This window comes from Mongoliitalea lutea, assembly GCF_014652135.1.
GTDB classification, from domain to species: Bacteria; Bacteroidota; Bacteroidia; order Cytophagales; family Cyclobacteriaceae; genus Mongoliitalea; species Mongoliitalea lutea.
This window is the reverse complement of the sequence record NZ_BMYF01000001.1, coordinates 17176-32708: the sequence shown is the minus strand read 5'-3', so window position 1 is coordinate 32708 and position 15533 is coordinate 17176. Positions and strand designations below refer to the sequence as shown.

13 protein-coding genes are annotated in these 15533 nt (G+C 36.0%); 4 read left to right on the top strand and 9 right to left on the bottom strand.

Features of this window, described 5'->3' with window-relative positions:
• Positions 1–3: 3 nt before the first annotated feature.
• The 6 genes from IE080_RS00130 to IE080_RS00105 form a co-directional block, all read right to left on the bottom strand.
• The gene (locus IE080_RS00130) at positions 4–3987 is read right to left on the bottom strand and encodes a PAS domain S-box protein (protein ID WP_189578206.1); all 3984 of its coding nucleotides are present in this window, start codon (positions 3985–3987) and stop codon (positions 4–6) included.
• Positions 3988–4077: 90 nt separating this feature from the next.
• A complete protein-coding gene (gene smc / locus IE080_RS00125) occupies positions 4078–7617 on the bottom strand; it encodes a chromosome segregation protein SMC (protein ID WP_189578204.1) in 3540 nt (1179 codons plus the stop codon).
• A 91-nt stretch (positions 7618–7708) separates the two neighbouring features.
• Positions 7709–8464, bottom strand: a complete 756-nt coding sequence (locus tag IE080_RS00120; protein WP_189578202.1) for a hypothetical protein — start codon at positions 8462–8464, stop codon at positions 7709–7711.
• A gap of 21 nt (positions 8465–8485) precedes the next feature.
• Positions 8486–8989: a GNAT family N-acetyltransferase gene (locus tag IE080_RS00115; RefSeq protein ID WP_189578200.1), complete on the bottom strand. Its 504-nt coding sequence runs from the start codon at positions 8987–8989 to the stop codon at positions 8486–8488.
• Complete coding sequence (locus tag IE080_RS00110) at positions 8976–9392, bottom strand: nuclear transport factor 2 family protein (protein WP_189578198.1); 417 nt, start codon at positions 9390–9392, stop codon at positions 8976–8978. Before IE080_RS00110 ends, IE080_RS00115 begins: the two co-directional genes overlap by 14 nt.
• Positions 9385–9819: a DUF6526 family protein gene (locus tag IE080_RS00105; RefSeq protein ID WP_189578196.1), complete on the bottom strand. Its 435-nt coding sequence runs from the start codon at positions 9817–9819 to the stop codon at positions 9385–9387. Before IE080_RS00105 ends, IE080_RS00110 begins: the two co-directional genes overlap by 8 nt.
• A 175-nt stretch (positions 9820–9994) precedes the next feature.
• Between IE080_RS00105 and IE080_RS00100 the strand changes: the two genes are divergently transcribed.
• Genes IE080_RS00100 through IE080_RS00085 form a run of 4 tightly spaced genes read left to right on the top strand, consistent with a single transcriptional unit; the run spans position 9995 to position 12620 of the window.
• Positions 9995–10417 (top strand): hypothetical protein, encoded by a 423-nt coding sequence (locus IE080_RS00100; RefSeq protein WP_189578194.1) that lies wholly within the window; start codon positions 9995–9997, stop codon positions 10415–10417.
• A gap of 39 nt (positions 10418–10456) precedes the next feature.
• Positions 10457–11290 (top strand): lyso-glycine lipid O-acyltransferase GlsA, encoded by an 834-nt coding sequence (glsA, locus tag IE080_RS00095; protein ID WP_189578192.1) that lies wholly within the window; start codon positions 10457–10459, stop codon positions 11288–11290.
• Positions 11291–11293: 3 nt separating this feature from the next.
• Positions 11294–12250, top strand: coding sequence for a glycine N(alpha)-acyltransferase GlsB (gene glsB, locus IE080_RS00090; RefSeq protein WP_189578190.1), 957 nt, complete (start codon positions 11294–11296; stop codon positions 12248–12250).
• A 4-nt stretch (positions 12251–12254) separates the two neighbouring features.
• Positions 12255–12620: a CoA-binding protein gene (locus tag IE080_RS00085; RefSeq protein ID WP_189578188.1), complete on the top strand. Its 366-nt coding sequence runs from the start codon at positions 12255–12257 to the stop codon at positions 12618–12620.
• Here IE080_RS00085 and IE080_RS00080 read toward each other — a convergent pair.
• The 3 genes from IE080_RS00080 to IE080_RS00070 all read right to left on the bottom strand — a co-directional run bounded on the left by IE080_RS00080 (position 12611) and on the right by IE080_RS00070 (position 15477).
• A complete protein-coding gene (locus tag IE080_RS00080) occupies positions 12611–13486 on the bottom strand; it encodes a Brp/Blh family beta-carotene 15,15'-dioxygenase (RefSeq protein ID WP_189578186.1) in 876 nt (291 codons plus the stop codon). The two genes, IE080_RS00085 and IE080_RS00080, sit on opposite strands and share 10 nt — an antisense overlap.
• Positions 13473–14615: a lycopene cyclase family protein gene (locus IE080_RS00075; RefSeq protein ID WP_189578185.1), complete on the bottom strand. Its 1143-nt coding sequence runs from the start codon at positions 14613–14615 to the stop codon at positions 13473–13475. The genes IE080_RS00080 and IE080_RS00075 overlap by 14 nt, the downstream gene beginning before the upstream one ends.
• A 112-nt stretch (positions 14616–14727) precedes the next feature.
• A complete protein-coding gene (locus IE080_RS00070; RefSeq protein ID WP_189578183.1) occupies positions 14728–15477 on the bottom strand; it encodes a bacteriorhodopsin in 750 nt (249 codons plus the stop codon).
• Positions 15478–15533: the final 56 nt, after the last annotated feature.

Genomic DNA, 15533 nt, shown 5'->3' with positions numbered 1-15533 from the left:
ACTTTAATTGATAAATTGATCAATTTGAACTAATAAATTTTCGATATCGATTGGTTTAGTGATATAGGCTTTAGCCCCCAGTAAAGTTAAATTTTGTATTTGAAGTTCGATGGCATCCGCACTAATAATTAACACAGGTGTATTTTTAGTTTCTTCCATGGATTGTAATTCCTTCATGACATCACTTCCATGCATATCAGGTAAATTAAGATCTAAGAGAATAAGATTAGGTTTGTGTTCTTGTGCTAACTTCAAGCCTTGAGTTGCATTAATAGATGTGATTAGCTGATAAGAAGGCCTTGCTAAATATAGTATATTTTCAACCAGTTCTAAGTTTGAGGAACTATCCTCAATGTAAAGAATAATCCCTTCACTTGTTGATTTTGCGAGATGATTTAAAGGTAAATGTTGGAAAGGTTGTTTGGTTGGTAATTCCTCTAGGTTGATTTTTTTAGATTCCAATATAAAAGTGCTACCAACACCAAGTTCACTTTCCAAAGATATTTTACAATTCATCAGTTCGCTGAGTCTTTTTACAACAGCCAATCCTAATCCCGTTCCTTCAATTTCTTCTTTGGAATGCATAACACGTTCGAAAGGATCAAAAATACGAGTAAAATCATCTTTGGATATTCCAATTCCTGTATCTTTCACAAAAATTTTAACATACTCTTGGTTATCAGATGCTTTGTATAATTCACAGTTCAAAATTACATTTCCTCCAACCTTGTTATATTTAATAGCGTTGTTGATTAGGTTTAATAGTACTTGTTTTAACCGTTGTTTATCTGCCAAAATGTAGGAGTCAAACTCTTTGGAATAGATTACTTCTAAATCGATATGATTTTTCATTGCTAAAGGAGCAACTACATCAAACATTTCAGTAATGATAGATCCAATATGAACAGGTTCCATGACCACTGAAATCTTGCCTGCATCAATTTTGGAAATATCTAATATTTCATTGATAAGATTGAGTAAATGTTTTCCACTAGTGAGAATTTGTCCAATATTTTTTGATTGCTTGTCAGTCAATTGATCCAGTTCTAATAGCTGCGCAAAACCAAGTATTGAATTCATGGGGGTTCGCAATTCATGGCTCATTCGGGATAAAAACTCACTTTTTGCAGAGTTTGCTCTTTCCGCCTCCTTTTTTGCAAAATTCAATTCCTTTGTCCGTTCGATTACTCGTTCCTCCAAAATTGAATTTAATTCAATTCTTTCTTTTTCTACTTTAACTTTTTCGGAAACATTTCTTATAAAAGCCAATACTCTATTACTGGATAAAGGCACCATTCTTGATTCATAGTATTCTGTTTTTCCCTTTATAAGCATTTCATACTCATATGTGGTCAGTTTTTGAGTGCTTATGCAGGTGTGCATGTGATTGCTGTGAATTACCTTTTCCTCTTTACCAAAAATATTTTCCAAACTTAATCCTATAACGTCGCTAGGTTCAAATAATAAATCATCATTGTTGCTAGCGTAAAACGATGTTATTTGTTCATTTTTGTCCAAGATAAAAATTAAATCAGGATTGGCTGAAATGATAGCATTTAAACGGTCGTTTTGCTCTTTTAATTCTTCTTTAGCAAGTTTTTTCTCAGTTACATCACTGTCTGATCCTCGGTATCCCACAATGTTTTGGTTAGAATCCAATATTGGGGTAGCATTAGTAGATACCCAAATTATTATTCCATCTTTGCGCATGATGGGGTTTTCAAAATCCTTGATCGTACTTCTTGCTTCCACTAATTGGATAGCATCTTTTTTAAAAGTTGGTCGAAGTTCTTCTGGATGCATGTCGAAAAAGTATTTTTTCCCAATTAATTCGTCTGGCTTATAACCAAAAACTTTTTCTGCCACTGGGGAAACATAGGTATATAAACCGTTTAAATCTACCTCCCATATAACTGTTTGGCTTTGTTCCGCAATTTGCCGAAATCGCTCTTCACTTAGCGCTAAATTCCTTTCCGTAGCAAGCTTATTGGTTATATCCTCTTTGATGGCAACGTAATGAGAAATTGCCCCATTTTCATCTTTAATTGGCCCTATTGTTGCCTTTTCAACGTAGATTTCTCCATTTTTTCTCATGTTATGTAAAATACCCTGCCATAAGTTCCCATGTGTGATGCTATTCCATAACTTTTCATGCTCATCAGGAGGTGTAAGACCTGATTTCAAAATCCTAGGATTTTGTCCGATTAGTTCGCTGTTGTTATACCCTGTGATGTGGTAGGAGGCAGTGTTTGCATATTCAATATTACCTTCTAAGTTAGTGATAATAATGCTCAATGGGTTTTGTTCAACAGCCATTGAGAGCTTTCGTAGTTTTTCCTCTGATTTTTTCTTGTCTGTAATATCATCCCATACCACAAACATTAAATTCCGTTCATCAATAGCAAGATTTGAAATAAAGACTTTAACAATCAAAGGGTCTCCATTTTGCTTGGTATGTACCCACTCAAATGAAAAGTTTTGTTTATCTCGTTCATAATTGATCATAGCTTCAAGGTAATCACTTGATTTTTGGCCATTAAGTTGATACTCAGGAGAAATATCCAATGGATTTTTACCAATAATATATTCACTTGTACTGCAAGTCATATCCAATGCAGCTTGATTACATTCAATAAATAGTTGACCTTCCATTAACAAGATTCCAAAGGGAGATTTGTTAAATAGAAAACGATATTTCAATTCACTGTTAATTAAATTTGATTCTGCAATTTTCCTCTCAGTGATATCAATACCCATACTTTGAATTTCAAGTGGTTCACCAGTTGATTCGTTAACGAGGCAAACGAACTCCCATAATGTACTTTGATTACCCCCTGTTCTCTTGGGTTTGTCTAATTCAACTTGAAAAATTTTACCCGGGTTTTGTATGCAGCTATCTACTGTTTCAATTGTCCGTTGATGGTGATAAGGCTGAATCGAAATAAGAGCATAATGTTCGCTTGGAGGAATATCCTTGTAAATCCAACCAAATGTTTGTTCAAATGTATCGTTCCAGTAGGTGACTATGCCTTCAAGATTTGTTCTAAGCACATAGTTTGATTGAGACTTGAGAAGATTCTGAAGTCTATGTTGACTTTTTTGCAGGGCTATTATACTCTTTTTTTTGATCAGTCTGTGACCTATATTTTTTACTATGGTATCTAAAAACAATTCTTCCTCTATTGTAAATGGTATAGCTCTTCCAATTTCAAGGAAAAAGTCTCCAGTAAATTGAGAGCTAAATTGTTGTTGTATTTTGTAGGAAGTTTGGGATTTTCTTTTCGATTGAAAAATTTCATTTTCAAATTTGAGTAATACAGAAATTGTTTCCGGAAACCTAAAACCTCTAGCAACAATATGAACCACCTTCGTTAAAAAGTCAGGAATTGGCATCAAATGAATGTTGCTAAGTGTTGCCAAATCGTTTAAGCAATTGATGCTGGGTATTTGATCATGGATGTGTTTTTCATGGGAGGCAGCTTCAGCATAAAGTTTATATACCTTATGTAAGCTTTTAATAAGATCTATATCAGGTAGTTCACTCTCTGTATTTAATCCAATTCCTATCAGTGAAACGCAATCAATAGGATTGCTTTTTTGAATCACGTACGAAATTTTCAAATCTGTCAAAATTTCATTTACCTGTCCAAGCTCATTGATTTTTAAAGGATGGCCATCTTTTAATAAGTCAATAAATGCATTTGGAAATAAGTCGAGAGTGGTTGATTTGAGAAATTCCAAGGAATCAATGACTTTCGATTCCTTCCAGCCAATAAAATGATCCAATCTCTTTGTTTGTGGATTCCAATCAAAAAAATATAGGGAAGATAGTTCTAAATATTCTGAAATCAGTCCCGCCCTAACTGTCCACCAATTAATCATTTCCTCTTTTGTCAATTCGGAGGGTTTATTTAAAATATCTTTCAACAAACTATTCTCTAAGACTAGTTTTTTGTTTGCTGATTCTAAAGCAGATAAATCATTCATAAAATATGATTTGTGAACATTTGTAAAATGTTCACAAAATCTACTGAAAAATGATTGAAATTCAAAAGTTAAGGTACTTGACAGCTAAGTTTATGTTAATTCCCTCAGATCCACAGGAACCACTCTAGAAACTCCTGCTTCTATCATGGTGATTCCATAAATAATATCGGTACTAGCCATCGTTCGTTTATTATGGGTGACAATAATAAATTGAGACTCTTTGGAGAAATTTTGAATGATATTATTGAATTTATCAATATTGGCATCATCCAATGGGGCATCTACCTCATCAAAAATACAGAATGGAGCAGGCTTTAATAAATAAATGGCAAATAGAAGAGAAGTCGCCGTTAAGGTTTTTTCACCACCAGATAATTGATTGATGGTCAGCGGTCTTTTTCCCTTAGGCTTGGCGATGATTTCAATCGTACTTTCTAAAGGGCGCTCTGGATCAACCAAAATTAGGTCACATTGATCTTCCTCAGTAAATAAGGATCTAAAGACTTTGATGAAGTTTGTTTTGATTGCTGAAAATGCATTAAGGAATGTTTCCTGAGCTACTTTTTCGATTTCTTCTATAGTTTCTACTAATGAAGCTTTCGCTACCAACAAATCATCTTTTTGGGCAGTAATGAAAGTGTGACGCTCGTTGATTTCATCATAGGCTTCCATTGCCATGGGATTGATAGGACCAATTTTTTCCAGACGTTCTCTGTTTTTACCTACCATTTGTCTTAGCTCCTGTTCTGGAATGTCCACAAAGGCTTCTGCAACTTGAGGATTTTCTTCCATGAGTTTCTCTAAGTCTATTTCAAACTCCACTTCTAAACGCTCCTTCATACTAGCTAGCTTGAGCTTAACCTCGTTCATGCTTTGTTCAAGCTGATGAATCACTGTTTCAAAGTTTTCTTTGGATTTTTGGAGTTCCCGTATCTGTTTATCTATTAAATCAATGTCACCTCTGCAAGCATAATATTCTTTTTCAGCTTCAATAACCCCCTGGTCAATACTTTCTTTTTCTGCATACAATTCTATCAGTTCATCATCCTTTATTTCATTGTTTTCAAGTAGACCTCTGATTTCCGAATCTATATGACTGAGTTCCCCTTGGGATTTTTCTATTCTGTCTTTACTCGACTCAAAAGCTGCCTGCTTGAACTCTATTTCCTGAGTTAAACTGCTTACTTTATTGAGCTGCTGATGGTATAGAATATTTTCTTGATTGAAGAACGTTGACTTTTCAGATAATTTGGCCGTTTCTTCTGACAAGTGAATTTCCATTTCTTCCAAGACCAATGTCAATTCATCCAAAGCCGCCCGTTCATCGATAAGGTCTGGAGTAAGTGTAGCTAAACTGATTTCAAGGTTTTCAATTCTTTCTAGTATATCTTCCCGTTTATTGGCATTAGAGTTTAAGAGTTCAGCCAACTGTTCCTTTTTTGTGCGGATTGAGACATACTGTTGATTTAGCTCATTGATTTCATTTTGCAGTGCTTCAATACGATTACGATAGCTAACTTCTTTGAGCTTGATCATATCGCTGACCTTATTATCGAGGTTAGCTCTGATACTGCTCAATTTCTTATTTAGCTCTTTAATCTCTTTTTCAAGTTTTTCCAGGTTTTTTGCACGTCCGATTCTTTTCCCTTCAAAGAGTCCAACAGAACCACCGCTAAGACTGAATCTCTTTTTAGTATATTTACCACTTTCGGAAAGAAATATAGCATCCTGACCAACAGGGAAATCTTTATAGTCTCCTTGTACGATATATACATCATCCAGAATAAAGGCAATCAATTTGGCATATTTTTCATCATACTCGATAATCTCAGTGGCGGGGATTGCATTTGAGAAAAGCTTCGTTTGTGATGATTGAAAATTTTTGAAATGTTCCAGTACAAAGAAATTAGCTTTACCTTTTGCAGCATCACTCAGCAAGTTTACCGCTGTTAAGGCCTGTTGTTCTGTATCGACTACATAATAATTCATGTAGGTCTCCAGATAGTTTTCAACGGTGACACGGTATCGCTCATCCGTGGTTAATACATCGGAGAGTAGGGGAGTATCTTTTGCCCAGTCAGAGTTTTTCTTTAAAAATTTAATGGCTTCTGGAAAACCTTCCAGATTTTCTACCAAAGATTTGGTTAGATTAAACTCATTTTGTTTGGCATCAAGCTTTCGGGAAACTTGTGTCACCTCTTCTCGAATCATATCAAGAATGCGGTTGCCTTCCTCCAGCTTCTGAAGATGTTCTTCTTCCTTAGTCTTTAATCCATGCAACGTAGACAAGCGCTCGTCCAATTCTTCCTTAAGGGTTTGGATTTTGTCTTCAAACTCCAATAAGCTACTTTCTTGGGTTGTATCATCTACGGCTGTTTTTTCTAACTCCTGCTTCAAGGTAGAAAGCTGAATTTGTTTGATTTCCTGCTCTTTTGAAAGTTGGTATACGCGTTCTTTCTTGGTGCTGTGTAATCGTACATTTTCTTTTTGCTCCTCTTGAATTTGATGTTGCGCTCTTTTCTGTTGCTCGTAATCTTGCTTTAATTCATCAATTACTATGGTTTTTTCTGCTAGTTGTTTTTCTGATGATTCTTTTTCCTGTTCGAGTGAACGGATACTAAACCCAGCCCTGTCATTGGATTTACGGTCTGCATCAATCTGTTCTCGGAGTTTTTGCGCACGATCTTCTAAAAAGCGTAATCGCTCATTCTTTATTTTTTTATCACTCTCAAATTGTCTGATCTTATTGACATGTTCATTGAGTGTTTTTTGCCTGCTTGATAGTAACTTTTCTTTTTGGATCAAATCGGTCTTTAATTGTTCCAGGCGTGCTTCTAAACTTGTGATTTGGGTGTGTATCCCTCTTTTTTGGTCATTTTCAGTTACTATCTTCCCATGCAACGCTATCAGTTGATCTTGATATTTTTGAACTGATTTTTTGGCTAGATTAATACTTGCTTCTTTATATTCTGCTTTGATTTCAAAATACTTGGCAGTTTGTTTCGCTTGTTTTTCTAAGCTTTTTAGATTTTTTCCAATTTCATACAAAATATCTTCCACCCGGTCCAAATCCGCATCAGTGTCTTCCAACTTCCGCATAGTTTCTTTTTTGCGAGTTTTGAATTTGGATATACCGGCTGCCTCTTCGAAAAGATCTCTTCTTGAATTGTTTTTATCGTTTAACAACTCATCAATCATTTTCAATTCAATAATGGCATAACTATTAGAGTTGATACCAGTATCCATAAAAAGATTGGTGATATCTTTCAGACGACAAGTTACACCATTGAGTAAGTACTCACTTTCACCACTTCTGTAGTACCTTCTGGTAATCGTAACATGTGTATACTCTGTTGGAAGAAGATTTTTGGTATTTTCAAATGTCAATGATACTTCGGCCATATTCGTAGGCTTACGGTTTTTAGTACCATTGAAAATAACATTTTCCATTTTATCAGAGCGCAGCATACGGGTTTTCTGCTCTCCTAATACCCAGCGTATAGCATCTACTACGTTTGACTTGCCACAGCCATTCGGACCAACTACCCCAGTAATCCCTTTATCAAAATGGATGACCATACGATCACCAAAACTTTTAAAACCTTTTATTTCAAGTTTGCTCAGTAGCATATACTTTCAGGACTAAGTTGATTTTCCTTCTGGATCCAAAGATGCAGTTTTGTAAGTTATATAGTTGAATAAATTGCTTTCAATAAGCTAATTACCAATCAAATCCAGGCCTTATAAATTGGTCCGCATCAGGAAACTGCTCTGATACTTGTTCTTCAATAGCTGTCAATAGTTGAAGAGCAGTAGATACTTGCACTGGAACTTGTATGAATAATTCGGATAATTGGTCCCAAGCCTCCTTGGATTCCTGCACGCAAACTTTAACTAATTTGGCAACGCCATTATAATGTCTTTCTTGAATGGGGTATTGATCCCAAAAATCTGCCTCCTCTTTAGAACTTAATGCAACGTGAATTTTGGAAGGGATCATAGTCATATACCATCGAATGACTTCCATGCTTTCGTCTCTAATTGCTTCTAATTCATTGATTTTACCCGATGCTTGAAGCTGAATATGCATATGTAAGGATTCCCAGATTTCTTGATTTTTTACCCAAGCTAAGCAGTTGTCTAGGTAAGAATTAGCTAAAGCTGTCAAAGGATTGATATTTACCATTAGCTCATTGACCTGCATTTCATGATAGGCTTCTTCCTGTTCCTCGGCTGTCACTTCATTTAAATCAATTCCCTGCTCCTCAGCTAACTCTTGTAACATTTCAATGGAGTTTTCTAAGTTGCCTTTCAGCTTATCCCAAAAAGAATCTTCATTCATATCAGCATCTTCATCAGGCCACTCTTCTTGTTCCTGTTGGTAAAGTGTGCATCGATCTGAAAAGGGACAACGTTCGCACCAACGATTGCAATAATTGAAAATTCCTGGAATATTATTTGGATCTGGTTTTTTCATGTTTCATCGAGTATCTCTTAATTAAAGAGGCTTTTCCATAATGTAGTCGTCCATTACAAACCCTCTACCAATGTCTATAACCTCTTGAGCAACTTCTATAAAACCAATATACTGATAAAACTTAATTGCTTGTTCATTGTATTTATTTACATTTAAGAAAAGCGCCTGATCATTTATTTTAGTGGCAAGTATTTGTATATGTTCTACAAGTTTCTTACCTACGCCCTTACCCTGTTGGCCAGCTTTGATATACAGTTTATGTATTTTTGTTTTTTGGTCTTTGGCAGCATGCTGAATACCCGCAAAGCCTATGAATATCTTGAGGTCACTGTCAAAAGCAAGTAAGAATATATGCCCCTCGTATTGCATTTGATTTTCAAGCATTTCAGTACTATACATCCAGTCAAGCATGTATGTAATTTGCTCTTTACTTAATATTTCACCAAAGGTAAGAGGCCATGTTTCAAGGGCAATTTTTTGAATCTCAGGGATATCAGATGAAGTTGCCAATCTAATTTCTATCATAGATAAAGTAGACTTCTGAGATTTTCTTATTTTCTATCTTATAAATAGCTATAGCCCGAATAGGGGCTTGGCTTTTATCAATGGTCACTAGCTCCTGATCAATTACCGTATTTCCCATAACCATTCTATTGACTAAATGGCAATGCAAATCAGGAGTCCTTACAAACATGCGCCCATAAATTTCTGACATTCTGCTTTTTCCTGTGTATTGTAGCTTGTCAGGAAACTCAAATACCTTAACGTCGTCAGCATAGGGAATAAGAAATGCCTCTAGGTCTCTGTTATTGTATGCGTCTAATTGAGCCTGAGCTAATTGCTCTGACAGTTTTTCGATATCATCTTGACCAACAGCTACTGAAGCTACAGACAATATCAATAGGATAGAAACGATTACCTTATACACGTTTGGTGTCCTCCTTCCAGTGTTGGATTTTTTTCTTTATCTCCTTACTTCTAAGTCCTTCTTTTATGGTTTTGTCCAGTAATTGCAGAAACTCTTCGTTTCCTGCAAATCGAAGAGCAATGATTTGGCTGGTTCTAAGTTTGCGTTCATATTCATGGAAGCTTTTTCCAGTCATTTCAAAATACTGTTGCCTCATTTCCAAGCGAATGATTCTATCTTGATTTTTTATAGCATAGATTCTTGATAATAGCGGTAATAAAACAACAATTACTGCTCCCAAGGTATGAAATAAGGCATGGTTTTGATCCTCGGTTCCCCAAACATTTATTAAGCTATATATACTCCAACCCAAATAAACTAGGGTTAAAGGTGTGATAATGAAGTGATGTAAGGGATAATAACGTGTATGATTTTTGTAATTCTGCATTGTTGGGATTTCGGTTATTTGGCTGTACTATGATATTTGGATGCCAAAATACATATGAATTATGTAATCCAAAACTCATTATCTTAAAATACTGCACAGAATAGTATAATTTTAAAGAATCTTGGTTTGCCTTGTCAGATTCTCTACCTTCGTAAAAAAAAGTGATTTAAAAAAGATGGATTTCAAAAAACTTGACCAAGATTTAACTGCAATAGTCGAAAAAAGAATCGAATTAAGTAAACTTTCCTACGCAGATGAAGCCTATGATGATATAGAAGAGGAGTTACATGATTTAGAAGATGATTTTAATGATGATTATGGTGATGAATTGGAAGAAGCTTTAGATAAAATTTATGCTCAATTGAAGTCTGATAATGAGGTTTTGCTTCCTTCTGCATATTTGGCGAATAGTTATGTACCTATGAAAGCGGACTCAAAAGGGCAAGTAACTTACGAAGTCAAAGGACTGCAAGGAGTTCCTCTGGAGTCAGAGCAATTTGATAAAATGGATGTCCGCTTAGTTTTAGTTCCTAATCCTACACGTTTTGTTCTTCAGATTAATGGCAAATCAATGAAGGACATTTGGGTAGCAAAGTAAATCAAGGTTGAGAAGGGTACTAATGTTTGAAAACTATTCATGAATTCAGCTTCCAAAAACAAGCCTTTTATAGAAATCGACAAGGTTATCCAAAATAAGAATCCAAAGCTGTACAAATGGCTTCCAAGTTTTGTATTGTCCTATATCAAGCGAATTGCGCATGAAAAAGATATTAACCAAGTCATGTACAATATCGGGCATTTGCAAGGCTTTGACTTTGTAAATGCTTTAGTTGGTGAGTTTGGGGTAGCGGTTGAACTTACCGGTGCTGAAAACATTCCTTTGGAAGAACCCGTGATTTTTGCGGCCAATCATCCTTTGGGAGGGATGGATGGAATCGCTTTTATGTATGCCTTGGGAAAGTACAGAACAGATATCCGATTTTTGGTCAATGATATCTTGACCAATATTAAAAACTTTGAGCCTATCTTTATTCCTGTAAATAAACACGGCAGCAATAGCCGCGATGTCAGTCGATTAATAGAAGAAACTTATGCGGGAAATCATGCGGTGTTAGTGTTTCCAGCGGGTTTGGTCTCAAGAAAGCAGGCCCACGGAATTGAAGATTTGGATTGGCACAAAAGCTTTGTAAGCAAAGCAAAACGTTATAATAAGAATATTGTCCCAGTATATATTGAAGGTAAAAATTCCGATTTTTTTTATAACCTTGCAAGGTTCCGTAAGCAAGTCGGAGTTAAAGCAAATGTTGAAATGTTTTACTTAGCAGATGAAATGTTTTCTCAACGTGGTAAAAAAGTTACTATTCATGTAGGAAAACCGATTTCTTACGAGTATTTTGATAAGTCAAAAACAGAGTCATCTTGGGCAGCTGAAATTAAAAAAGTTGTGTATAATTTGGCTCCAAAAGTTTAGTATATGCAAGCAATTATTCCCGCAATTGATAGGAATTTGATTAAAGGAGAGTTGACAGAGGCTAGGTTTCTGAGGTATACCAATAATGGTAACAACCATATCTATTTGGTCGATCATCATAATTCCCCTCATACGGTCCAAGAAATAGGGAGATTACGCGAATTAACCTTTCGAGCAGCCGGTGGTGGGACAGGTTTACCTATTGATTTGGATGAAAATGATACCAATGAAACTTGCTATCAACAGTTGATTACTTGGAATCCTGAAGAAGAGGAAATTGTGGCCGGCTATCGACTGATTTATTGCAAAAATGCTGGTTTTACTGATGATGGGCACTTAGATTTATCAACAGCTCATCTGTTTTCATTTTCTGAAAAATTCATTCAGGAATATATACCCTATACTATCGAACTAGGGCGCTCTTTTGTGCAGCCTAAATTTCAACCAAGTTTGGATAATCGTAAAGGTCTTTTTTCCTTGGATAATTTATGGGATGGTCTTGGGGCAGTGGTTATGCTTCATCCGGATGTAAAATATTTGTTCGGCAAAGTAACCATGTATCCACATTTCAATAGAGAAGCTAGGGATTTATTGCTGTATTTTATGAATCACTATTTTCCGGATACCGAAAAACTCGTACAGCCACATCCAAGTCTACTCCTTGGATATGAAACAGATAAAACGTTATTTGAAGGGATTTTTGATGGATTAGAATATAAAGAGGGTTACAAATTGCTCAATACTCGGGTAAGGGCTTTGGGAGAAAATATTCCTCCTTTGATCAATACTTATATGAACCTTTCTCCATCCATGAAAACTTTTGGAACAGCGTTGAATGATGAATTTGGTGCAGTGGAAGAAACGGGCATTTTGATTACGATCGATGATATCTATGAAAGCAAGAAACAGCGCCACATGGAAACTTTTGAGCGCGATCGACGCTTAGGAAGTAGAGATTAATGCTATGAAAAAAACTGTTATCATTGGTGCAACACCCAATCCGTCCCGGTATGCGTACGTAGTAGCTGAAATGCTTCATGAGCGTAAAATCCCGTTTGTTCCTGTTGGGATTAAATCAGGAACAGTTTTCGGGGAAGAAATACTCAATCTTCGCGAAAAACCCTCTATTACTGATGTGCATACAGTGACACTATACGTTGGTCCTGATAATCAAAAAGAGTGGTACGATTACATAATTTCCTTGAAACCACAGCGGATTGTATTTAATCCAGGAACTGAAAATCCAGAACTCATGAATCTTGCCAAAGCAGCAGGGGTAGATGTTTGGCCTGCATGTAATTTAGTATTGTTGAGCACAGGTCAATTTTGAGGGTTTCCCATCAAAAACTTATCCATGTACCAAATGTGAGGAGCAGATACCAAAGAAATCATTACAAAGAAGATAAAAATAAGGGTATCCGAACTGACTCTATTCGCTAGGAAGAAGATCATAATAGCCATACCAACAAGTGCAATAACCGTGAAAGGCAGTAATTGAAACAAGAATTTTTTGATACGGTTACTTGGCCATTGTTTTTTGAGCACCTCATATTCAACCATCATGCTTGGAAGTGAATGCCAAAAGCCAAAGTAAATAGCAAATCCCAGTAAAAGTGGTAAGTGAGAAAGTAATAGCGCTAGGATTATAATCTCTGGCAGTGATTTTAAGAAACTTCTACCGAAGTTAAATAGGCCACTGATGATGCTTAGAAATCCGGATAGTAACACCGCGTATAACAAATAATCTTGATACCCGTCAATTATAAGTACCGATCCAACAATAGCACTCGTCTGTTCGAAATCAGCCCAGAGAATCAACAGCAAAAAGAATAATCCCGTTAAAAAATAACTGAATTGAAATTTCTTATCTTGAACCTCATTCAAATAATGAGACTGCCCAAAGTGATAAGCTGACATGCTAATGAATAGGAGTAGACCTACTAATGGAAATAGAACCCAAACCAATAAATAAGCGCCCATAATCCCTAAATACTTCCCGACAAACAATAATAGCTCTTTTCCCCGTATAGTTGGGTTGACCAAAAGATGATCAATTGCCCCATGGGATATCCCTACAGTTAACATGACAAGGGTAAAAAATACATAGGAAATCCATTCTTTTTCCTGAAAAAAAAAGAGATAAAGCAATCCAAATGCAATTGCAAAGGTCTTGGATGAAGCTTCAATTTTTTTCATAATGAAGCAGAGATTTGATGAAAATACCGAATTTAAACCGTGCTAAAATCTGTAAATCTTCCCAAAGGCTTGTTTCTTCATGTAAAAAACGAAGCACTTGTTGACCTTGATTTTTCTGAAACATTTGAGCGAATATAGAAGGTAGGCTTTCTGGCCACTTTTTGGCTATATTCAGTAATATATTGTCGTAAAACTCAAACCGGGATTTTCGCATCCAACCCTTGAAGACGTGCTCTTCTTTCACAAGTTGTTGAACTAATGCTTCACTGTGTTTTTGAATATCATAAAAGGTATAACCCGTGGAAGGCTTGATGCATCCGGCAATAGAGCCAATATCAATAATATTTTTGCTAGATGTTTTTCCTTGGATTTTAGTACTCATGGGTATTGCGCCCTGTTCTTGAAATAGAATCTCATACGAACAGGTTAAAGTCGTTGACAAATACGAAACTAGCTTTTCTTTGAGTTTCTCAAGTGTTGTTTCTTGTGTGGTATACAGTGTATATTCTACCAATGCTGTGCTTTCATTGAAAGGAAGAATATAAAAGAATTCATTGGCAGTAAACTTCCCATTTGGAAAATGCATTAATGTTGGAACAGATGGGTCAAAAGCCGTTTGATCTGTTTTGATTTTCCAGCCTAAAAATACTTGTTTTAGTGTATTAGATTCCAATTGTTGGTTTAAAGGAATGCTATTAAATGTTTTTCCACCATAAATGACCATCCCATTTTCTAAATGTACAGCAGTGGATTGATCAACCAAGTTTTCGATAGTATTCACTTTGGCCTGTATAAAAGTTACATTTTCGTGTTTTTCGGCCAGTAACAAAATTTCTTTGTAAAAGTCAGAAGAACGGATATGAAAGTATCGTAACCTGTCCAACTGTTTAACAATTTTATGTTCTCCCACCTGCACTTGAACTGCATCCCAAGCGATTAATTCAGTGGATTTGGGATGAGTTGCTACTGGTTCTTTTGCCCAATAACACCAAGTTCGATCATTCGCTTTTTTGTTAGATTCATCTATGAGTGCAATACGTGCATTTTTAAAAGGACTCTGTAAGAGCTGATAGAGTAAACTCATACCCGCACAGCCAAAACCACAAATGATATAATCGTACCTGGTCATAGTTGGGTGTTGTTCATGTGAAAAGGCTGACAATTGCTGCTGTTTAGAAAAGTATCTAAGATTGCCTTCCGACACTTCATCCAACACTCGGCAATTGCCAGCCTTTAATAAATTAAGCTACTGCTTTTCTGTTTTTCGCAGTTTCTGCTACTGCTACGGAATAGATCACCAATCCAAATCCGATTTTGTTGATAGCATCTGCTAAGTTGTAGAACAAGTCAATGCTGCTTACATCAAATACACCTGATAATAGGTTGCCTGGCAATACCATGTAACCGATTGGATAGATTGACCAACCTAGCGTGATGAAGATTTTCAACAAGAACATCGCTCTTCCCAAGGCAGGGCTATTGGAATCCTTAGCTAGTTTAGCAACATCACCTGCAAATACTTCATACACAATGTATAAGTAACCTACAGTTGAAACCACACCCCAGAAGATATTATTATCTATTCCGGAAGTCTCTCCAATGTAACCAGTTACCAACATCAATAAAGAGGCTAGGATCAGTTTTGTCAAGGTACTACCTTTTGCACCAAACGGCTTGGTTAGCAAGTAGAACTCCACACACATCAACGGAACTGTTAATGTCCAGTCCACATATCTAAATGCCGTTGGACTAGTACCTGTTTCCAAGTAGAAATCACGCATATAGTAATAATGAACTGCTGCGATACCGGTAATCAAACCGGAAACAAGCAAGGAAAGCTTCCACTTTCCATCTACCGAGTTTCTTTCAGCAAAGAAGAATACTGCGGAAGCAAACATAGCCATGTACCCTATGAAGAAGGTAATGGCAACTGGGTCTGAGTTGATGATCTTGTCAAGACCAACCAAATCTGCGGTCAAAATGCTGTTCATAATAAGTTAATTTTGTTTAATTGGTTAATTGTTAAGATTTTATTTGGTGATTCTAT